The 20,454-nt window shown below is 43.8% G+C and carries 23 protein-coding genes and 1 riboswitch; of the genes, 15 read left to right on the top strand and 8 right to left on the bottom strand.

What is annotated here, in order from left to right; all coding sequences use genetic code 11:
- The first annotated feature begins 36 nt into the window (after nucleotides 1-36).
- From A9E74_RS11725 to A9E74_RS11705, 5 genes are all read left to right on the top strand, one after another.
- On the top strand, nucleotides 37-546 hold the full coding sequence (locus A9E74_RS11725; RefSeq protein WP_069296805.1) for a DUF1097 domain-containing protein: 510 nt from the start codon (nucleotides 37-39) through the stop codon (nucleotides 544-546).
- 180 nt (nucleotides 547-726) lie between these two features.
- A complete protein-coding gene (locus tag A9E74_RS11720) occupies nucleotides 727-960 on the top strand; it encodes a hypothetical protein (protein ID WP_069296804.1) in 234 nt (77 codons plus the stop codon).
- Nucleotides 957-2,447, top strand: a complete 1,491-nt coding sequence (locus A9E74_RS11715) for a sodium:solute symporter family protein (RefSeq protein ID WP_069296803.1) — start codon at nucleotides 957-959, stop codon at nucleotides 2,445-2,447. The genes A9E74_RS11720 and A9E74_RS11715 overlap by 4 nt, the downstream gene beginning before the upstream one ends.
- A gap of 7 nt (nucleotides 2,448-2,454) precedes the next feature.
- The gene (locus A9E74_RS11710; RefSeq protein ID WP_245652155.1) at nucleotides 2,455-3,195 is read left to right on the top strand and encodes an esterase/lipase family protein; all 741 of its coding nucleotides are present in this window, start codon (nucleotides 2,455-2,457) and stop codon (nucleotides 3,193-3,195) included.
- Nucleotides 3,196-3,305: 110 nt separating this feature from the next.
- The gene (locus tag A9E74_RS11705) at nucleotides 3,306-3,836 is read left to right on the top strand and encodes a DUF3280 domain-containing protein (protein WP_069296802.1); all 531 of its coding nucleotides are present in this window, start codon (nucleotides 3,306-3,308) and stop codon (nucleotides 3,834-3,836) included.
- Nucleotides 3,837-3,933: 97 nt separating this feature from the next.
- On the opposite strand, the gene A9E74_RS14370 is transcribed toward A9E74_RS11705, so the two are convergent.
- From A9E74_RS14370 to A9E74_RS11690, 4 genes are read right to left on the bottom strand one after another with little or no spacing between them, the layout of a single operon-like run.
- On the bottom strand, nucleotides 3,934-4,098 hold the full coding sequence (locus A9E74_RS14370) for a hypothetical protein (protein ID WP_168800161.1): 165 nt from the start codon (nucleotides 4,096-4,098) through the stop codon (nucleotides 3,934-3,936).
- Nucleotides 4,099-4,109: 11 nt separating this feature from the next.
- On the bottom strand, nucleotides 4,110-5,477 hold the full coding sequence (locus A9E74_RS11700; protein ID WP_069296801.1) for an ammonium transporter: 1,368 nt from the start codon (nucleotides 5,475-5,477) through the stop codon (nucleotides 4,110-4,112).
- Nucleotides 5,478-5,502: 25 nt separating this feature from the next.
- The gene (eutC, locus tag A9E74_RS11695; RefSeq protein ID WP_084003072.1) at nucleotides 5,503-6,402 is read right to left on the bottom strand and encodes an ethanolamine ammonia-lyase subunit EutC; all 900 of its coding nucleotides are present in this window, start codon (nucleotides 6,400-6,402) and stop codon (nucleotides 5,503-5,505) included.
- The gene (locus A9E74_RS11690; RefSeq protein ID WP_069296800.1) at nucleotides 6,395-7,807 is read right to left on the bottom strand and encodes an ethanolamine ammonia-lyase subunit EutB; all 1,413 of its coding nucleotides are present in this window, start codon (nucleotides 7,805-7,807) and stop codon (nucleotides 6,395-6,397) included. The genes eutC and A9E74_RS11690 overlap by 8 nt, the downstream gene beginning before the upstream one ends.
- Nucleotides 7,808-7,985: 178 nt before the next feature.
- On the opposite strand from A9E74_RS11690, the gene A9E74_RS11685 reads away from it, so the two are divergent.
- Complete coding sequence (locus A9E74_RS11685; RefSeq protein ID WP_069296799.1) at nucleotides 7,986-8,996, top strand: helix-turn-helix domain-containing protein; 1,011 nt, start codon at nucleotides 7,986-7,988, stop codon at nucleotides 8,994-8,996.
- On the opposite strand, the gene A9E74_RS11680 is transcribed toward A9E74_RS11685, so the two are convergent.
- Complete coding sequence (locus tag A9E74_RS11680) at nucleotides 8,986-9,324, bottom strand: 5-carboxymethyl-2-hydroxymuconate Delta-isomerase (RefSeq protein WP_069296798.1); 339 nt, start codon at nucleotides 9,322-9,324, stop codon at nucleotides 8,986-8,988. The two genes, A9E74_RS11685 and A9E74_RS11680, sit on opposite strands and share 11 nt — an antisense overlap.
- A 24-nt stretch (nucleotides 9,325-9,348) precedes the next feature.
- Nucleotides 9,349-9,681 carry a hypothetical protein gene (locus A9E74_RS11675; RefSeq protein ID WP_069296797.1) on the bottom strand — a complete coding sequence of 111 codons (333 nt, stop codon included), beginning with the start codon at nucleotides 9,679-9,681 and terminating at the stop codon, nucleotides 9,349-9,351.
- Between the two features lie 105 nt (nucleotides 9,682-9,786).
- Between A9E74_RS11675 and A9E74_RS11670 the strand changes: the two genes are divergently transcribed.
- The 8 genes from A9E74_RS11670 to A9E74_RS11635 all read left to right on the top strand — a co-directional run bounded on the left by A9E74_RS11670 (nucleotide 9,787) and on the right by A9E74_RS11635 (nucleotide 18,394).
- Complete coding sequence (locus A9E74_RS11670) at nucleotides 9,787-10,146, top strand: FlxA-like family protein (RefSeq protein WP_069296796.1); 360 nt, start codon at nucleotides 9,787-9,789, stop codon at nucleotides 10,144-10,146.
- 234 nt (nucleotides 10,147-10,380) lie between these two features.
- Nucleotides 10,381-10,947: a glycine cleavage system transcriptional repressor gene (locus tag A9E74_RS11665; RefSeq protein WP_069296795.1), complete on the top strand. Its 567-nt coding sequence runs from the start codon at nucleotides 10,381-10,383 to the stop codon at nucleotides 10,945-10,947.
- Between the two features lie 10 nt (nucleotides 10,948-10,957).
- Complete coding sequence (locus tag A9E74_RS11660) at nucleotides 10,958-12,331, top strand: PFL family protein (protein WP_069296794.1); 1,374 nt, start codon at nucleotides 10,958-10,960, stop codon at nucleotides 12,329-12,331.
- A 128-nt stretch (nucleotides 12,332-12,459) separates the two neighbouring features.
- Nucleotides 12,460-12,972 carry a sigma-70 family RNA polymerase sigma factor gene (locus tag A9E74_RS11655; protein ID WP_069296793.1) on the top strand — a complete coding sequence of 171 codons (513 nt, stop codon included), beginning with the start codon at nucleotides 12,460-12,462 and terminating at the stop codon, nucleotides 12,970-12,972.
- Between the two features lie 17 nt (nucleotides 12,973-12,989).
- Nucleotides 12,990-13,955: a FecR domain-containing protein gene (locus tag A9E74_RS11650; RefSeq protein WP_141696810.1), complete on the top strand. Its 966-nt coding sequence runs from the start codon at nucleotides 12,990-12,992 to the stop codon at nucleotides 13,953-13,955.
- Between the two features lie 85 nt (nucleotides 13,956-14,040).
- Nucleotides 14,041-16,479, top strand: a complete 2,439-nt coding sequence (locus tag A9E74_RS11645; protein ID WP_069296791.1) for a TonB-dependent siderophore receptor — start codon at nucleotides 14,041-14,043, stop codon at nucleotides 16,477-16,479.
- A 12-nt stretch (nucleotides 16,480-16,491) separates the two neighbouring features.
- Nucleotides 16,492-16,794 carry a hypothetical protein gene (locus tag A9E74_RS11640; protein ID WP_069296790.1) on the top strand — a complete coding sequence of 101 codons (303 nt, stop codon included), beginning with the start codon at nucleotides 16,492-16,494 and terminating at the stop codon, nucleotides 16,792-16,794.
- Nucleotides 16,795-16,867: 73 nt separating this feature from the next.
- Nucleotides 16,868-18,394 carry a PepSY-associated TM helix domain-containing protein gene (locus tag A9E74_RS11635; RefSeq protein WP_245652156.1) on the top strand — a complete coding sequence of 509 codons (1,527 nt, stop codon included), beginning with the start codon at nucleotides 16,868-16,870 and terminating at the stop codon, nucleotides 18,392-18,394.
- Here the strand turns inward: A9E74_RS11635 and A9E74_RS14810 are convergent.
- Nucleotides 18,362-18,658, bottom strand: a complete 297-nt coding sequence (locus tag A9E74_RS14810) for a hypothetical protein (protein WP_069296789.1) — start codon at nucleotides 18,656-18,658, stop codon at nucleotides 18,362-18,364. The two genes, A9E74_RS11635 and A9E74_RS14810, sit on opposite strands and share 33 nt — an antisense overlap.
- A gap of 210 nt (nucleotides 18,659-18,868) precedes the next feature.
- Complete coding sequence (locus A9E74_RS14805) at nucleotides 18,869-19,480, bottom strand: VPLPA-CTERM sorting domain-containing protein (RefSeq protein WP_069296788.1); 612 nt, start codon at nucleotides 19,478-19,480, stop codon at nucleotides 18,869-18,871.
- Nucleotides 19,481-19,496: 16 nt separating this feature from the next.
- Nucleotides 19,497-19,574: riboswitch (cyclic di-GMP riboswitch) on the bottom strand.
- Between the two features lie 123 nt (nucleotides 19,575-19,697).
- Between A9E74_RS14805 and A9E74_RS11620 the strand changes: the two genes are divergently transcribed.
- Entirely contained in the window at nucleotides 19,698-20,186 is a 489-nt protein-coding gene (locus tag A9E74_RS11620; protein WP_069296787.1) for a hypothetical protein, read from the top strand.
- The last annotated feature ends 268 nt before the right edge of the window (nucleotides 20,187-20,454 follow it).

The following is a 20,454-nucleotide window of genomic DNA, read 5'->3' as shown; positions in this document are numbered from 1 at the left end:
GGTTGTTAATTTAATAAAAATCAACGGAGAGAACGTATGTCAAAGTTAACTGCATTATCTATAAGTATTGCTGTATTAGGCGGCATTTGGGCGTTTCTAGCATTAGGTCCTTTAGCCGGTTTTGTTTTGGTCTGGGCTGGTTTTATTGCTTGGGCGTGTTTCTTCCATACCGGTGCTGATATGCCGGCTCTGCAAAAAACGATTGTTGGTATGAGCTACGGCGCTGTGATTGCTGGTATTGCCTTATTATTAGCTACCACTAATCCTCTGAGCATACCGGGTGCCGTAGGACCTGCTATTTACATTGCTGTTACCGTATTCTTCCTGGTTATTGTGGCCAGATTTGAATTGTTATCAGTGGTACCAGCCAATGTATATGGTTATGCAGCAACGGCAGCTTTTGGTTTGCAAACAGCGAATGCCGGAAGCGCTCTTACGATGAATATGACAAATCCTGTTCTCATCGTCATTCTTTCTACTATTCTGGGTGCAGTATTTGGTTTGTTATCAGCCAAGCTTGCTGCAGCTATCGAAAAGAAAGCCTAATTTAAACCGCTAACAGCGGTTTTTTTACGGCTCTTTCAGGGCCAGCCTTAATGGAGATTTATCTCGGTTAGGGTTGGCCCTGAATTTTAAACCGCCGGTGTTAACCCAAGATATCGAATTGCATTTTGGTTTCTGACATGTTGGCCACTCCCGTTTAACAAGAACAGATTTGGATGTTTTATGCGTACTGCTATTTTTTTAGTGTTGATTTTATCGACCATTGTATTAGCTACCTTTCCGGTTTTTTTCACCTGGGCCAATCGTATTGAACCCAGTTTTATGGGCTTACCGTTTGCCTTTCTCTGGCAGATTGCTTTGGCTCTGTTAGGAGCGTTTATTCTGGCCTGCTGGTATCTCGTTGAAAATCGAAGTGGTGAGCTGGATATTGAAGTTAAAGCGGAGGATTCCAAATGATTCCAATGCTAATGTTAATCGGCTTTTTTGGGCTGATTTTATGGATAAATCGTCGTCAGATGGGTGTGGATACACTTAATGATTATGCGACCGCCAGTCACAGTATCGGTGTATTGGGCATCACCCTGGGCTTTCTCGCTACCTGGTATGTTGGGGCAGGTTACACCGTGTTTTCAGGTTTCGCCGTCAGTTTTGGCATGATCGGTATGTACGTGATTCCCTACGGCATTATCACCATGCTGGTGATGTATCTGGTGGCTGAAAAATCTTTTATCTGGGGCAAAAAATACAATATCCGTACCCAGTCAGAACTGCTGGGGCTCCGTTATCGAAGCGATACAATCCGAGTATTAACAGGTTTCGCCGGTGTGGCGTTATCGGTACCGTGGTTATTAATGGAGTGGTACACCATCGGGTACGTCTTCAACTATGCGACGGATGGATTTATCAGTCCGTTACTGGGCATGATTATCGGCATATTTGTGGTGGTGTTTTATGTTGCGCTCGGTGGTATGCGATCGGTTATTACCGCCAATATTATTCAGGGTCTTTATATGCTGATTGCCGGTTCAGCCATTTTGTTGTGGGTGATTTACACACAACTTGGTGGCATTGACGGTGCGATGCAACGCATCCTTGAACAAAGCCCCGAAGCATTAACTTTCCCTGGTCCCGGCTGGGATATGTCACCAAATTATTGGATGGCGATTGTCATTACCAGTGGTCTGGGCGGGTTTATGTGGCCGTGGGTGTATAACAAATTATTTGCTGCGGACAGTATTCGTACCATCAAACAATCGGTGTTGTTTGCACCAACATTGGGTATTTTGTCATTCGGTTTGTTGTTTCTGCTGGCTATGGCATTACATCCATTACCGTTTGCTCAACAAAATCCTCAGGAAGCCATGTTCTGGATTCACAGTCAGGCCGGTGCCTGGCCACTAGGCTTTTTTGCTGTATTGGTAATGGCGGCCAGTCTGGGAACAGTGAGCAGTATCCTTAATGCTATGTCGACAGCAATTTCAGGTGATTTGGCTCAGGTAATTAAGCGCGATATCAGTGAAAAAACCGCCTTGCAAATTGCCCGTTGGTCAGTGGTGTTTATGAGTATCGGCGCGTTGGTTGGTGCTTATATAAGAGAAGGGCAATTAGTGTTTCTGGCGTTGATGACCTACCAGGGCATGATTGTTTTATCACCGGTAGTATTACTTGGCCTGTATTGGAAACGTGCCAATAAAATCGGTGCAGTCAGCGGCTTTTTGGCAGGGATGACGGTATCGTTTGGCTTAACCATTATTGAGCCAGCATTTATTATTACCTATGGTTGGACGCCCGGTGTGTATGGCTTTTTAACCACACTCACTATTATGTTGATTGCAGGATTTTGTCGACCTGTAGAATCGCATGTAGAAAAACTTTGGCAAGATATTGCTAATGCAAAAGCGACGCGCCCTAAAAGTAGATTGAATTCTGCCAAACCGGCGTAATTGAGATATGTTGAAAAGCGAATGCTATTTAATTCGTAAAGTGTTGATGGCATTGTGCTTAGTAATGATGAGCACAATGCCTCCCAATGTCGTCAGCCATGAGTCAGCCGGTAATGTTGTGTTATTACATGGCTTGGCGCGAACGGCGGATTCTATGAATTCGATGGAAAAGCAGCTCAGTAAGGCCGGATATAGGGTTTGCAATATTGATTACCCATCACGCAAACATCGTATTGAACAGTTGACCCATAACTTTGTAATACCCGAAATACAAAAATGTTTTGCCGATCCCCTGATATCTATTCACTTTGTAACTCACTCACTGGGCGGCATTATTGTCAGGCAAATTGCGGCTGAAAATCAGCAAATTAACATTGGCAGAGTAGTCATGCTTTCTCCACCAAATCAGGGGAGTGAAGCGGTTGACAAACTTGGTACCTGGGGTTTGTTTGAATGGATAAACGGACCTGCAGGCAAACAGCTTGGTACAACTGAAAATGCCTTACCAAGACAACTCGGACCTGCCACATTTGAATTAGGCGTTATCACCGGCAACCGTTCAATCAATCTGATTCTATCGACATTAATTCCCGGACCTGATGATGGCAAAGTTTCTATTGAAAATTCCAAACTCGACGGCATGCAAGATTTTCTGTTAGTTGAGCAAGCCCATCCGTTCATTATGGGAAATGCCTTGGTACAATCTCAAACCATCCATTTTCTGAAAAACGGTTATTTCCAGAAGTAAACAGCATGTATTTGATAGCGGGCAAATATCCCGCTGTTTGCAGTCAAAAAACTGTATCAGTCAAATATTGTCACTGTTAAGGTGAACCCTATGTTTTTTTGGAGTAATGCATGCAATTAATGAATCGAGTCACCAGATATTTCCTTATTCTAGTATTGTCTTTCAGCGCGGCTTCCGTGATGGCGGACGATCATCCTAAACATGACTATAAAACCCTGGTGCTGGATATCCTGATCACCGGTGACAGTTCGGTAACCGGCGACAAAGCTGAGAATGAAGCAAAAATTACCAAGTTCAGTGAACATTTGCGAACCGAATTACAAGACAAAACCCGCTTCAATATCATCAATGATGCTGAGTCACTGGATAAAATCAAAGCCGCTGACGACAAGCAGGATTTACATAACTGTAATGGCTGTGAAATTACCCTGGCCAAAGAGCTTGGAGCGGAGTTAGTTGTGGTGCCGAATGTGTTTCGGATGAGCCATTTGATTTCGACATTACATGTTGAGTTTAAAGATGCCAATACTGGCAAACTCATTAAACGCAAAGCTTATGACTTTCGAGGCAATACCGATCAAGCCTGGGAACGGGCAATCAAATACGCTATGCGTGACTTGAAAGATTGGGATAGGAATTAATCCATTTTTTTGCACCACCAATAAAAAACCCCGACCAAAGTCGGGGTTTTTTTTACTACTAATTAACGATGCTTCCTGTTCAACACAGGTTTAAACATCACTTAATTTTTTCAAAAGCCGCATTTTCATGACGGATGATTGAAATAATCAAGCCGACAATAATGGCGGCGGTGCCAATTGCAAATAACACCAAAGCAAATGGATTATCTGCAAAGGTAAAGTAGGCACTGACATTTTCCCAAGTTGTGATTGAACTTCCCATAGTATTGCTCCTTAGGTTTCTGAGTTAGCTAATTTATTAGGCACGTCACTGGTTGTAAGATCTGCCATAGCAGGTACGCGACCTTCAGGATATGGCTTGGCCAGAAGTTCCACTTCATCAATACCGATATCTTCACAGGCTTCAGGTACCCGTAAGCTATTGGCTTTTTTCAGTAAGAATGACAAGCCGTAGCCTGGCACAAAGCCCATCAGACCCATGACGATTGCACCGACAAATTGGCCAACAAAGCTAATCGCAGGCATACCTTCAGCATTTGGTGTTCCACCGGCAAATACGCCGACCAGAACGACGGCAACAACACCAGTGAAGCCATGAACACTGACAGCACCTACTGCATCATCAATACCGCGTTTTTCCAGGAATTTAGCAAATTGAACTGCAACAAGACCAGTACAAACTGCAATGATAAATGCCAGTGAAGGAGAGTAAATATCCAGACCAGCCGCTACAGAGATGATACCGACCAGACCGCCTGACATAGTCCAGAAAGGATCACGTGTTGCGATGTAACAACCAATGATTCCACCGGCAAAACCCATCAGCGTATTAAATGCAAAAGCTGAGAGGTTGGTAGGAGTGCCATAGATTGTGGTCCAACCCGTTTCGCCACCATTAAAGATGATGCAGCCACCGAGGAAACCGAAGAAACCGAAGATAATCATCATCAAACCAATCAATGTCATTGGCAGGCTGTGTGGTGAAATGATTTGTGGTACACCGTTAATGAATTTGCCTTTACGAGCGCCAAGATTCATTAATACACCCAGGGTGAAGAAACCAGCGACCGCATGCACGACACCAGAAGCGCCAACATCGTGATAACCGAATTTAGTCAGTAACCAGCCATCTGGATGCCAACCCCAAGCTCCAGCCATAATCCAGACAACGCCGCCCAGGAAAATAGTCAGAATCAAGAAGGCACTAACCCTTATCCTTTCAATAACCGCACCGGATAAGATCGAGCCGGTTGTGGCACCGAATAAAGCAAAAGCCGCCCAGAAAATACCGGTTCCCATGTCTTGAACATCGGGTCCCATACTGGTTGACCAAGGAAGTGCAGCTGCCGCCTCAATCGGCACAAAACCGGTTGGGAAAGCGTTATAGATCCACCAGCCAAACAAATAAAATGCTGGAATAATCAGCGCGATAGCAAGAATATTCTTGATACCGGCTGCTAAAGCGTTTTTACTTCGTGAAGCACCCATCTCATATGCCAAGAAGCCTGCATGTATCATTAACATAATGGCGGTACACCACCAGTAAAACACTTCGACATTCATAGCCTGATGCATTTCGAATACAGCTTGCTGGGCATCCAATGCTGCCTGCAAGGATTCTAGTGTTGGCGAGTTTTCCATCTTACTATCCTCATTTTAGTTAAAGTCATTTCCCGTCCACCCCTTTTCGGTCAACTTTGCTGTCCAGCAAAAAGCTGGTTTGAACGGCGCTGCTATCAATGATCTTCTCAGTTGAACGATCCTTGATAGCAACACCAGAACACTGGAGCCTGCGAGCTTCACTCAGCAGGTAAAAACACTTGTGTGCGGCAGCGGCGTATGACAGTCCAGCTAGTCGCACATTGGAAATACAGTTACGTTTATCGTCGGTCAGGCCACGTTTAGGCGACCAGGTTAGATATAAACCCAGGCTGTCCGGTGAACTGAGACCAGGCCGTTCACCAATCAGAATCAATACCGCCCGGGCGTTTAATGCTTCTCCGATATCATCACCAATCGCCACTCGACCTTGATTGACCAGGCTGATTGGGGCCAAGGAAAAGTCCGGAATTTCTTTAAGCAGTAATGGCAATAAGCTGGCAATAAACTTCACGGCATTTTGATGAATGGCTGTGGCAGATAATCCATCGGCAATCACTAAAGCCAGGTCATAAGGAGTCTTGGTGTAATGCGGTTTCAAACTGGCAAAACCAGAATCATCTAACTGACGACCAAAGTCCGGACGTTGCAGATAGGTCACACGATCGATGGCCCGGCTGTTTAAAACCAATGGCGGTTGGGAATTGATTTGTGGAAAATCTTGCTGCAGCTGGAACAGCTGCTGTTTTAAGCTTTCGATATCCAGTTCGGTATGTACGGCATCACGGGCTTGAGCGTGAGCTAATTGAAATTCGAGGGTTTCGCGAGTCGGGGTGCTGACACCAGCACGGCCAATACCAATTCGAGCAGCAGTAAATTGTCTGAGTTGACGCCATGGGTTGTGGATCACCATGCTGTCATCCGCCTGGGAGTCATCAACAATCAACATTTCTGCATCTTCAACCATTGTAATGCTTCACTGCAGAGCTGCTGAGGGTGCCAGCAAAGGCGGGTGGCAAATGATTGGTTAACTGAGCCAGCCCGGCATTGCTCATGATCTGCATCTTTTCCAGCCAGGCTTCAAATTCCGGTGCCGCGCCTAAACCCAATACCCGGCGGGCATACAAAGCATCATGAAATGAAGTGGTCTGATAATTAAGCATGATGTCGTCAGAGCCGGGGATACCCATTACAAACGAACATCCGGCAGTGCCAAGTAAGGTCAGTAGGTTGTCCATATCATTCTGATCGGCTTCGGCATGATTGGTATAGCAGACATCACAGCCCATCGGCAGGCCCAGTAACTTGCCACAGAAGTGATCTTCCAGACCGGCACGAATGATTTCTTTGCCATCAAACAGATATTCAGGTCCGATAAATCCCACTACGGTATTGACCAGTAATGGGTCAAATTTTCGAGCTACGGCATAAGCCCGCGCTTCGCAGGTCTGTTGATCCAAACCATGATGAGCATTGGCTGACAGAGAGCTGCCTTGTCCAGTTTCGAAATACATGACGTTCTGTCCGACGGTGCCACGGTTCAGAGACAAAGCAGCTTGTTGGGCTTCAGCCAATATCGCTAAATTAAATCCGAAACTACTGTTGGTTTTTTCAGTGCCGCCGATTGATTGAAATACCAGATCTACCGGAGCGCCATTTTCGATGCATTCCAATGTATTAGTGACATGGGTCAAAACACAGGATTGGGTAGGGATTTCATATAATGAAATCACTTCATCCATTAAATTCATCAACCGTGTGGCCTGAGCGACATTGTCAGTAGCCGGATTAATACCGATAACTGCATCACCAGAACCGTACAACAGACCATCCAGCATACTGGCTGCAATACCGTTGACATCATCGGTTGGATGGTTGGGTTGCAAGCGGGTGGACAGACGTTTAGGTAAACCAATGGTATTGCGAAACGAGGTGACCACCCGACATTTCTGCGCGACCAGAATCAAATCCTGATTACGCATGATTTTGCTCACTGCAGCGGCCATTTCAGGCGTGACACCAGGGCTAATTTGCTTAAGTACTTCGGTACTTGCGGTATCAGTCAGCAACCAGTTACGAAAGTCACCTACTGTTAGATGAGAGATAACTGAAAATGCCTCTGCATCATGTTCGTCGATAATTAAACGAGTGATTTCATCATCTTCATATGGCACCAGCGTGTCGTTAAGAAATGTTTTTAATGGGACTTCAGCTAATAACAATTGCGCCACAGCCCGTTGTTCTGCAGATTCAGCAATAACGCCTGCCAATCGGTCTCCCGAACGGGCAGGGGTTGCCTTCGCCATCAAATCTGCCAAATCTGCAAATTGATAGGTTTTGCTGCCCAACTGATAACGATAGCTATGACCCATAAATTGCTTTAAATCCAATTAGATGGAATAAATATTGCACCTGAATAAACAAAGTTTACTAACTATGAATGCGATATCTGTACCTAGCCAATATCGAAAATCGGCAAAAAAATATTGGGTTTATATTCAGTTACTTACTTAGGCGGTATTGGCATTATTACTAAAACAGGTAAAGCAAATGACAGACGAACTGGAAAAATTTGCACCTAAACAAGGCGAAGCTGTATCTAAATGGTGCGTTATGGAAGCCAACGATGCAGACGAGCAAGCCCATAATCTGAAAGACTGGCAGCAGCAGTATGATCAGATAAGTAATGGTCGCTTTTACGGAAAGATTGAAGAGGTGATGTTTGAATCAATCCATGCTTTTCGTGAGCACACCAGCCAAACCGTAAGACAACAATGTAATGTCTGGCCAAACGCTATCTGGCTGGGGTTTTCCGCTGACGATAAATCATGTCGTATCAACGGTCATCACGTTAGTAGTGATCACCTGATGATTCGTCCGGGAAGCACACAATTTGAATTGGTTACACCGGAGCAATTCAATATCTTTGGCATTGTGATCAATCAAGACACCCTAAAAGAAGTTGCACGTCTGCATGGAATAGAACTGGATATCAGCCTGTTTCATTCGCCGTTACGGGTATGGCATTCAGAGAAACTGAAGTCACTGCGCTATCTATTAAATGATGTATTAAAACCACAACCGGACAGTCTGATAAGGCATCATCAGGAAGATATCTTAATGATGGCGGTGTTAGAGATACTGCAACAGAATGATCAAGAAATTCATGAAAAACCAAGCTTTGTAAAACGCCGGGCTGTTGTGCAAAAGGTGACAGCATATCTTGATGCCCACCCAGATAAACCAGTCACCATTACCGATATGTGTGCTTTGGCGTATGTCAGTCGACGAACTTTGCAATATTGTTTTGAAGATGTGTTGGGTATAAGCCCGCTCAGATGTTTGCGAATATCCAGGTTGAATGCGGTACGAAGGGCTTTGATAAAGGGTTTAAAGGCTGATGAAACCATTTCAATGGTGGCTCAGCAATGGGGTTTTTTTCATGCCGGGCAGTTTACCCATGACTATACCAGCCTGTTTGGTGAAAACCCGTCAGTTACCGCATTACGTCATCAGCAACGCTCAATGCATAAGGCTGTGAGTCACAGCGTTAGACAATAACCAGCTTGGCGTAGCTATTACTATCAATATCAACGGCTTCTACTGTAATGGTGATTTTCGTTAAGCTGAGATTTTCCAACGACTGCAAAATCATGGCCGTTAACTGTTGCTTTTGTTGTATGGTACGCCCGCTATGCAGACGAACCGTCACATGGATAAACTCCTTTGAGTTGTCAGCCAATTGATAATGCTCATAAGCCATTGCACGTGTTTTGATATGTGATGCATCAAATAATGCTGTTTCAAGCACCGCTTGATGTACCGCTTCAACTAACCGCGATGGTGATAGTTCAACTGTTTTGGAATATTCAATAATGCAATGTGGCACAGCATTTCCTTATGAAGATGAACGTTAACTAAGCAACAGATAAACACAAATTAGTAACGCTACACCTGACAGTCCCAGGGAAAGAAATAACAGGTTTCGATAGGTTGTAACCTGTTTTTTAGCTTCTTCAGCTGCAGTTTCAAAACCGGTGATGGTCTGCTGCATATTCTCAGCCAAAACATGAATGGATTTAGCATTCTGCGTCGCAGCTTTCTGTAGTTCTTCAATTTGTTTGATTAAAACCGGATCGGCTTTAACGGCTTCAGGCTTGGCAGTAAATGCTGGAATGGCATAGGCAGCAACTTGTGCTACATAAGGTGCAACAGCCTTAATAATCGGTAGAAATTGAATGGCCATAAATTAACTCGTGTTTGGTTGTTTTAGTTATAAGCGTAGAAAAAAATTAAAGATATGGTTTTAACTGCCGTCTATATAAATAAGTTTGTATCTGGAAACTTTAGCATGAGTAATCCGATTTCTGTTGATATGCGATCCTTCTCCGCATCCAGTTCACCGGCAGGGAAGCAAAACGGCGGGCAGTCGTTAGATGCCAGAATTACTGCGTTAAAACAAAAACTGGTGGATTTGTTTGACGATCTGAAACGGACTGTTCAGGAGGCAAGCCCCGAATCAGCTGAAAAAGCCAAACTGATTCAAGTGCAAATCCAGCTGACACAAGCTCAAATCATCCAGCTTGAAGCGTTGAAGCAACAAAAAATACAAGATGAACAGCGAGCGCAGCAACAAGCTGATTCAGCAAACAAACAAGCCGCTGTTAAAACAGAACCGACCATAGGTCAAAATATAAACTCCTTTATCTAAACATAACTCCCTAGCACTACGTCATTGAATTACGCCTAATTGACCTCATTTGGTAAGCTATCCGACTAAATTAATATCAGCAAACCGTAATCCCTTATAAAAACGACGTCATCAATCAAATATGTTTTGCGATATTGTCGCAAAGTCGTTGTCTATTAAGCTTCCGGTAGCAATCATTAATAACTGGCATTGCCCACTAGATTTTAATCCATCGATCTCATACAAGGAGACATCGTGAATAAGGCACTCATTTCGGTTCTTGGCACTGACCAACCCGGCATTATGGCTGCGGTTGCAACAGTCATCACTGAACACGGCGGTAACATTGAAAACCTCAGTCAAACTTTGCTGCAATCAGTATTCGGCGCGTTATTGATGGTGTCGATGCCAGAAGATAAACAGTGCGAAGAACTTCATGAGGCTCTTCAGCAAGTTGGTCAGAAAATGCGACTGTCGATTCATGTCGATCCCTGGGATGAGCAATTAACCCCCTGGCAGGAAAATACACCTGAAGTTCAGCCCTATATCCTGACTGTAATTGGCCCGGATCGTCGTGGTCTGGTGGCCGAAGTATCAACCCATCTGGCACGTCATGGCGTGAATATCACCAATATTCAGGCGATATTTAAAGGTGGTAAAAATCCGATGGACAATCTGATGGTGTTTGAAGTCGATGTGCCACGTTCAACTGTGATGCAGGATTTGCGTGATGCATTAGATGAAGTTGGCCAGAGACTGGATATCGAAATTGATACGCAACATCGCAAGATTTTCGAATCCGTGAGCAACATCAGTAATTAAGGAAACCCTCATGCTCAACGAAAAAGACATTATTTCAACCCTGATGATGGTACGTGAACAAAACCTGGATCTTCGCACCGTCACTGTTGGTATCAACCTGACCGATTGTGTCAGCCATGATCTGGAAACGTTCAAACGCAAAATTTACGACAAGATCACTCGTTACGCCGGGCAGTTAGTCGCTTCCTGTAACCGTATCGAAAGACGTTACGGTATTGAAGTCGCCAATAAACGCATTTCCATCAGCCCAATCGGCGTCGTCGGTGCACCTTTCAGTTCTGAGCAATTAGTTGAAGTGGCCGTCACGCTGGATAAGGCGGCACATGAACTGGGCGTAGATTTTATCGGTGGTTTCACTGCGCTAGTCGAAAAAGGCATGAGTAAAGGCGATCAGGCATTGATTGAAGCCATTCCTCAGGCTTTGACCGAAACCCAACGCATCTGCTCATCGGTAAATGTTGCCAGCACCCGTGCCGGTATCAATATGGATGCGATCCTAAAGATGGGGAAAATCATCAAACAGGCTGCAGAACTCACTGCTGATGATGATGGCCTGGCCGCTGCAAAATTAGTGGTATTTGCCAATATTCCACAGGATGTACCGTTTATGGCCGGCGCTTATTTAGGCATCGGTGAAGCAGATGCGGTTGTCAGCGTAGGTGTGAGTGGACCGGGCGTAGTGAAAGCGGCTTTGGAAAAGGCACTGGCTGAAGATGAAAATATGGATCTGAGCCGTGCAGCGGACGTGATCAAACAAACTGCTGCCAGACTAACCCGTGCCGGTGAACTGGTAGGCCGTGAAGTTGCACAATTACTTAATCTGCCATTTGGTATTGTGGACTTGTCTCTGGCGCCAACACCGAATCGTAATGATAGCGTTGGTGAAATCTTTGAAGCGATTGGGTTACCGGCTTTTGGTGCACCCGGCAGTACCGCGTTTTTATCAATGCTTAATGATGCAGTGAAAAAAGGTGGCGCGTTTGCCAGTTCACATGTCGGTGGATTGAGTGGGGCGTTTATTCCGGTTTGTGAAGATTTAACTATTGCGGAATCTGCAGCCAATGGCACCTTGAGTCTGGAAAAACTTGAAGCCATGACGGCAGTTTGTTCAGTCGGTCTGGATATGGTGGCAATCCCTGGTGATACCTCAGCTGAAATGATTTCAGCGATCATTGCGGATGAAATGGCAATCGGTGTCATTAACAAAAAAACTACTGCGGCTCGATTGATTCCCGCACCAGGCAAAAAAGCGGGCGATATTGTGCGTTTTGGTGGTTTGTTAGGCGAAGGTCCAGTGATGGCCGTCAATATGGGCAGTCATGAAAATCGCTTCGTTCGTTTAGGTGGTCGTATTCCGGCACCGATCCAAAGCTTGGTTAACTAGCCATGTATAGTAAGTGGCAGAGGCTCCACCTCTGCCACTTTGCAATATATAAATAAAAATGTAGACATTAGATTTGCAATTTGAATGCAAATCATTATCATTTGCAGCTGGTGTTCGGATGATAATTCATGGCTGTCAGCAAAAACGTTCTATATATCGATCAACTTTACCGGCAAGAGTCTACATGGCTAATAAGTTGGTTATTAAAACGAATTGAAAGTCGTGAACTGGCTGCTGACATCACTCAAGACACGTTTGAACGATTGATCAAACGCAAGCGATTACATCAAATAGCCACAATACGAGAACCCAGAGCTTATCTAACCACGATTGCTCATGGTCTACTGGCCGATCATTGGCGCCGTAGAACAATTGAAAAAGCATGGCTGGAAACAGCGTCATCATTGCCTCATGAAGAAATTCCATCTCCAGAAGTTCAACATATTATTCTGGAAACACTGACTGAAATTGATCAAATGCTGGATGGGCTAAAACCGGCAGTGCGTAAGGCGTTCTTATTAGCTCAGTTAGACGGTTTAACCGGTAAACAAATTGCAAAACAGCTAAATGTCTCATTGGCGACCGCTGAACGCTATATTGCAAATGCATTTCGACATTGTTATGCCCTTTGTTATGAATAGTGTTGCTGGGGTATAGCGTGGAGAGAGTTCCTGAAAATCTCGTGGATGAAGCGATTGGCTGGTTGATCAAATTAGAAATCAATTCACCTACTGTCGCAGAAAAAAATGAGTTTAATGACTGGTTAAAACAATCCATTGCTCATGAACTGGCCTGGCAACGGATTAAGCGATTGGATGATAGTTTTACCAATATGCCGACTCAAGCCCTGTCAAAGGCATTCAATAAACTTGAAGAAACTCGCCACTCGACCACGTTGGAACGACGTCAGGCATTAAAACTTTTCTCATTACTCTCCATCGGCATGACCTCAAGTTGGTTGGCCTATTCTTACAGTCCTTGGCAGCGACTTATTTCAGATCTGGCAACTACTGTCGGTGAGCAAAAGTCAGTCGTTCTGTCTAAGGGTAGTGAACTTGTTTTAAATACCGACACAGCGGTAACGACTGACTTCAATCATGAATACAGACAGATTTTTCTGCATCGCGGCGAGATTCAGCTCGATACGCAAATCGACTTTACGTCTACACAACGACCTTGGCTTATAAACAGTTCATTCGGTGAGATTAAATGCTATGGAGCGAAAATCATTGTCAGATTATCAGAGCAATATGCCCGTATAAAATTGCTGCATGGTGAAGTTGAAGTGGCTAATCGCTCTCAATCTAAAGTGATAAAAGCCGGAAGTGATAGCGTTATTCTCAGTAAAGACAGTATTTTCCAACAAACAGTGTCATCCATTCCAGCTGATGCCTGGGTTCAGGGCTATGTTGCGAGTAAGTCACTGTACCTGGGAGATTTGCTTGATGAATTAGCACGCTATCGAATTGGCCGGATTGATTATGATCCGAGTCTGAAACACATTTTATTGTCGGGTGTTTTTCAACTACTTGAGACCGATAAAACCCTGGAATTTCTCACACAAATCATCCCCATCCGCGTTGAATATTTGACTCGTTTTTGGGTGAGGGTCAAGCCCGCTTAACTTTTTTTAATTATTTTTGAGGGTTTTTCTCCATGAGATCGGCTCCTTAGTCAGATGCTCTATTTATCGATACTAAGGAACGACAATGAAAACACAGCAACTTAATGAGGAAACCCGATTCAACACAAGACCTCTGACGGCAACCCTTCGTTATATTATGTTTGGGTTGGCTATAAACACTGCATTTCCTCAGCTGGTATTGGCAGAAGAAGCCTCGCCCTCCAATGCGGTGGTTTTTTTCTCGATAGAACGGGGAGATCTGGAAAAAGCTCTTGAACAATTTGCTAGTCAAACCGGCCTGAATCTGAGTTATGAACCAAGTTTGATGACCGGTAAAACCACGGCAGGAGTACAAGGTGAGTTCTTGACAACAGAGGCGCTAAATCAACTTATCAAGGGAACAGGTCTAACCAGTGTGTCGACCAGCACGGGGTTCAACATCGAATCTCGCTCAGAGCAAACGAGTAGTATGCAAATGCCTTCTATTACGATTACGGCAGAAGCTATAGAAAACAGTTATCAACCCTTAGTCAGACTCAATACAGCCACTCGTTCTTCTGCCAGTGTATTTGAGACACCACAATCTATTGATGTCATTTCAGCAACCTCGATCCTGGATCGCGGCGCAGATTCTCTGACTTCAGCTCTGGATTACACACCTGGCGTGACAACGAGCACCGGTGAAGGTACGCGAGAGCAGTTTATTATTCGAGGCTTTTCCGCCATTTCCGATACTTATATTGATGGTATGCGAGATGCAGGCTTATATTTTCGCGATACCTTTAATCTTGAACAAATCCAGGTAGTTAAGGGACCTGCTGGTGTTCTGTATGGTCGAGGTTCTGCAGGGGGCATGATTAATCTAGTGTCGAAGCGTGCGACTGATGAAGAATTCGCACATTTTGATGCATCTTACGGTAGCTACAATTCTCGCCGTTTTACGGCCGACCTGAATATGCCAGTTACTGACAATATTCATTTCCGTGTAAATGCAATGCGTGAAGATGCTGATTCTTTTCGCTCAGATGTGGATTCTGAAAAACGCGGACTCGCTATTGCCACCGCATTGCATTTTTCGCCCGAAACCAGTCTTGATCTGCAATTACTTTATAGTCGTGACGAGCGTGTTTTGGACGCTGGAATTCCTGGTTTAAATGGAAAGCCGGCCGATGTAGATATTTCTACCTACTACGGTGCGGCTGATGCAGAAGAGGCTGACCGAGGCACCAGTGAGGAAAAATCTCTTACCGCTGAATTTAATACCGCTTTAACCGACACGCTCAAATTACGTAATACCTTCAGATATCGCGAATATGATCTGGATAGAAAGCAAACAACAGTGGATAGACTGTTATTAAACACCAGCGAACCCAGGCTAAGGCTGGCACGCAGCAATTTCATGCAGCAGCAAAAAGATTATTCCAACAAGCTTGAGTTAATTAGTACTCATGAATGGGCGGGCATATCGCATGAAATCATGTTTGGTGGCGAATATATGTATGAGGATCGCGATGCCTTATCGCGGGGCGGCACCTTAAGCAGTGCCTATGATATTACCGTTTACGACCCTGTGTTGAACACCGTTCCGGCTCAAGGTGCCAGTATTCGACGTGATGCTGTTTATCAAACGACCACCAAATCACTGTACATTCAGGATCTCATTCGTTTTAACGAACAATGGTCGTTGCTCGCGGGTATCAGAAAAGATTGGTTGGAACGAGATTTTGATGATCTGGATCCCCAAGACAGAGATGTTCTAAGTGAAAACAGTTTTAACAGTCCACGATTAGGTTTGGTTTACCAACATAATGATTGGCTGTCATTTTATGCCTCGGCCTCTAAATCCTATCAACCAGGCGGTGATACGGGGGTACTCGCACCAGGCGATGAGATAAATCCACCGGAAATTTCCACCAATTATGAGGTTGGAAGTAAGTTTTCATTAAATGATGGTACCGCCATTGTTACAGTCAGTGTGTTTGAGTTAACCAAAGAGAATGTGCCCACGCGCGACCGCAGCATTTCCGACAGCCCGACATTGTATATCGGTGAAGTGACTGCAAAAGGCATAGAAATCTCTGCGACAGGCGAAGTCGGTTATGGGTTAAGTTTACAGGGCGGTGTGACCTACACCGATGCTGAAGTGACCAGCTCGAATGATACCACTGCACCCCGCGTAACTCCCACGCCCGAACGCACGCCCTTAAAAGGAAAAAAACTCGACAATACACCCAACATCACAGCCAAGTTGTGGGGTATCAAACGGTTAAATCAAAATTGGCGAGTTGGCCTAGGTGTTCGTTATGAATCCGAGACATACGCAGATACGACTACCAATGACATAAAACTGCCGTCGTTTACTGTATTTGATAGTGGGGTTTATTACAGTAATGGCCAATGGAACGCGTCGCTTTTGATTAATAACATCACCGACAAAAAGTTCTATGAATCTGCTACCAACGATAGAAGTATTCTTCCTGGAACCCCTAGAACAGCATTGTTAAATGTTGGTTATAGCTTTTAATCGGCTTGAAGAATGCGTATTTATTCATTATCCGTGTTATCCACCATAGCGATTGTATTTGCCATCACATTGAGTGGTTACTGGCTGACATCTGAGTTGGTTGTGCTTACAGCCAACTCCGTTTATTTATTGGGCCTAGCTCGAGCTGATGCCGTAATGGTTGGTGTAATGCTGGGGTTTATTTATGGTTGCATTCTGTTGTTATGGGCGTTTTCAATCACCCCAATCAAAAAAGCCCCCATTTACTTGCTGGCGTTGTTCGCTTGTATTTGGGTGGTCAACTTCAGCTTTAAGGCATGGGGGCTCACGGCATGAAAACGATCACAAGAGAGCATATGCTTGAGCTGCATACCTGGCTGGTATTGTCTTTGCCGGATTATTATTTGCTATTTTCTGGACGGGCACGTTAAGCGTTTTTGATAAAGAAATAGATCAGTGGATGATGCCAATGAACCGGCTACCAGCTGAACGAGTCCAGGTTGATATTTCGATTGATAAACAAATCAGGCCCATTCTGGATCAGCAGGCAAGTGATGCAGCAGCTTGGACGATTTTATTGCCAAGAGAGAGAATCCCTTTTTTAACATTAGCCTATGGCAAAGAGGATGATCGGAAAGGTCAAAGAATAAATTATGATCCTTTGACGATGGAAGCATTGCCACCCAGTTACTCAGACGGAGCAAGTAACTTCTTTTATCCCTTTCATCACAATTTGACCCTGCGGCATAATAATATTGGTGCATGGATAGTGGGTGTAGCCAGCATGGGTATGCTGTGCTTACTTATTTCAGGTGTGATAATTCATCGACGTATCTTTAGCGAGTTTTTTACCTTTCGTGCTAAAGCAAAGTTTGGGCGAAGTAATCTTGATTTGCATAATCTAACAGGTGTTTTGCCACTGCCGTTCTATATTTTGATTACGTTATCAGGGCTGATGATAGCTTTCATGATTTATTTTCCCGATGCCTATCAGGGGCTTTATAACGATCGCCAACCACAATCTTCATCTCAAGCGGCAAGGGTACCAACAGCGGAAAGACAATTCCTCACTGAGTCTTTGGGCAGAAAACGATTACCTAAGGCGAATATACCGGCGGAGATTGGCTCGTTGGACGCTATGGTCAAAGATGCCGAAAAACATTGGGGTAACAACAGTGTTTATCTGGTTCGAGTGAATTATCCTTATGATGCCAAAGGCAATGTTGTGTTGCGACGAACCAACGATGAGACGATTACAAAAAATATAGATAATTATCGTTATGACGCCCCATCAGCAGCATTTCTGGAGCGATATCAATCGTCAGTCACCGTCAACGTATGGAACTTCATTTCAGGATTGCATTACATTCAATTCAAACACTGGACGTTACGCTGGTTATATTTTTTAGGGGGCATCGCAGGCTGCATTTGTATTGCAACAGGACTTTTTTTCTTTGTTGAAAAGCGATGGAATAAACATCAAAAACAAAAAATAGCCGGTAGTCGTCTAGTGGATGCTCTGGCGGTTACCTCCGTTACCGGTATTCTTGTCGCAACCGCCATGATGATGTTGTTAAACCGGCTGATTCCAGAAACTTTCGAAAGCAAAGCTCAGCTGGAACAGTATGGATTTTGGGGAATATGGCTGCTCATGGCTTTTCATGCCTTTTCACGGCAGTTTTCACGGCAGGAAAGGATCTCGGCTGGCTGGCATCAACAGTTATTTCTTATGGCAGCCCTTAGTTTTTTATGTGTTTTACTCAATTGGATCACCACTGGCGATCATTTGATCAAAACGTTTATATGGTCTCCTGATATGGCTGTCGCAGGTGTCGATCTGGTGATGATTATCATGGCATTAATCGCATTAAAAGCGGGGTTAATGCTGCGTAATAAACATGATTCAAGACCACTTAATAAACTTAGCGAGGCTTAAAAAATAATGTCGGTATTTTATGGTTTTGTATTGGCATTTATTTTTAATTTTCTGGGCATGTGTTGTTTCGCCTTGACCATAGAACGTCATCAGAGAATTGCTGCTGACTCGAAAATGTTGAAAGGTAAAAAAATGCTTTTTAAAAAATTGGGTTGGTTTTTTTATTTTAATTTCGTTGGCATTTTGTGTTTCATCTAGCGCCATACCAATGGCGATATTGCTGTGGATCATGCTGTCAACTACAGCTGGAATGGCAGTTGCCATGCTTCTGAGTTTTTGTATCCCAAAGATGATGCCGCTACATAAATAAAAGCTTTCAAGGCATTCGTTGTAATTTATTTGCTTTTAAGCGGCCATATTGCGGTAATGTTTCAGGGTCTAATGAATTAATTTGGTTTGGCTTTAGCCATGCTAAAAAATCAAAAAGCCGTGACAATCTTCTGTCACGGCTTTTTTTTAAATGAAAAAAATACGTTAGATGTGCTGGCTTTTCGCTTTTCTACGCATTGCTAAAAAACCCATCAAACCAGAACCAAATAACCAAACTGCTGCTGGTAGTGGAACGGCTGAGACAGAAACGTTATCCAGAATCGCACCGATATTATCGCCACCCGCATTTGCAAAAGATAATTTGTCACCATCCACTAAATCGACCATGAAGCTATAAGTTGACCATCCAGCATCCCAATCTATAACGACAGCATTTAACAAAGAGCCAGCACCAAATAATACGGTGACTGTATCAAAGGGCCCTTGACGTTGGTTTCCAGACAAATCAAAACTTACTTTGTATTTACCGGCTGCAAACCCCTCTTTAGTTGTCATAACACCTGCGTTGTTCGATGAGCCATCGAGATCCACGCAGAAACTACCGGATGAGCAGGAGATTCCCCAGATATTTCCATTGCTAATTAAATCGACGGTACCGTCGGTAATATCCCAATTAATGAAACTGTTGTAGTTTAAAACTGAAGCAGCTTGTCCTTCGCCTTCAAAACCATCATGTAAGCTTGAAATGAATGCAGCGTGAGACATTGGTACAAAAAACAAAGCTGAGAGAGCTAAAAGTCTTATTATATTTTTCATTTTTTGTATCCTTAATTTTTGCGGCCCAGCCATCTCAAATTTGAGACCTGAAACTTTCCGTCCTTAACTCACATTAAGTTTGGCAAAAGTTAAAAGAAACAGTGTCTTAATGTTAATGACACAAAATGACCATATACCCTTTTAAAGCTACTTTGTTAGTGTACTTTGGTACCAATACAGCTAATAAATCACTTACTGTCAGTCCGGTAACTTACTAATGCAAAAGCTAATTTTACAAATCATTATCCGACAATGGGATAAATCTCAGCTCTCAGAGCAGCACAAGCAAGCAAGAGAAGATTTACCGGATCAATATCCGCTCAGTTCAGCCACTGTTGCTTTATCTGATGGGCGGATTATGCTCGATCAACATGGTGATGACATCTCTGGAAATCGCATTAATTATCAGCTGATAGATGAAAATTCTTTTTTAATTGATCGTTTGCGTATTGATCTAAAAACCAAGACAGTTGAATTTAAATCTCGATTGCAGGCAGATGAACCGCCAATATTGCTGACTACGATAAATGAGGGCTGGATACAGTGTCAGTATCAATGGCGCTATCGGGTTGAGGAAGGTGGTTTTATTTACTGGCTTTACGAAAATGTAGTCATCAACGTCGGTTTTTTTAATGAAATAGATACAAATGTTTTTATCGACAATCCACCTCAGCAACGTTTTGAAAGCCTAGTGGCAAACCAGTAGTCGTCAGCCTGCTATAGCAAGGTGGCTATGAACTCTTCCGATGATTTATAGCTGATATTAAGCAAAGGAAGAGGGTAAATTCCCATACTGTGATGGACTTGCTTAGTTTTGTTAACGCTCAGGTATACAATTGATATCAAGCTACAAAATCATTTTATTATTCAATTAGTTTAATACGAATCGTAGTTGGGCAATCATCCTGTTATAAGGTGAATAATATCCCTTGTAACATTACGGTAATATGCCTAACATGCCCAGGATTTAGGTG

The organism is Methylophaga muralis, from assembly GCF_001720165.1.
Lineage (GTDB): Bacteria > Pseudomonadota > Gammaproteobacteria > Nitrosococcales > Methylophagaceae > Methylophaga > Methylophaga muralis.
This window is presented reverse-complemented; position numbering and strand designations above follow the sequence as displayed.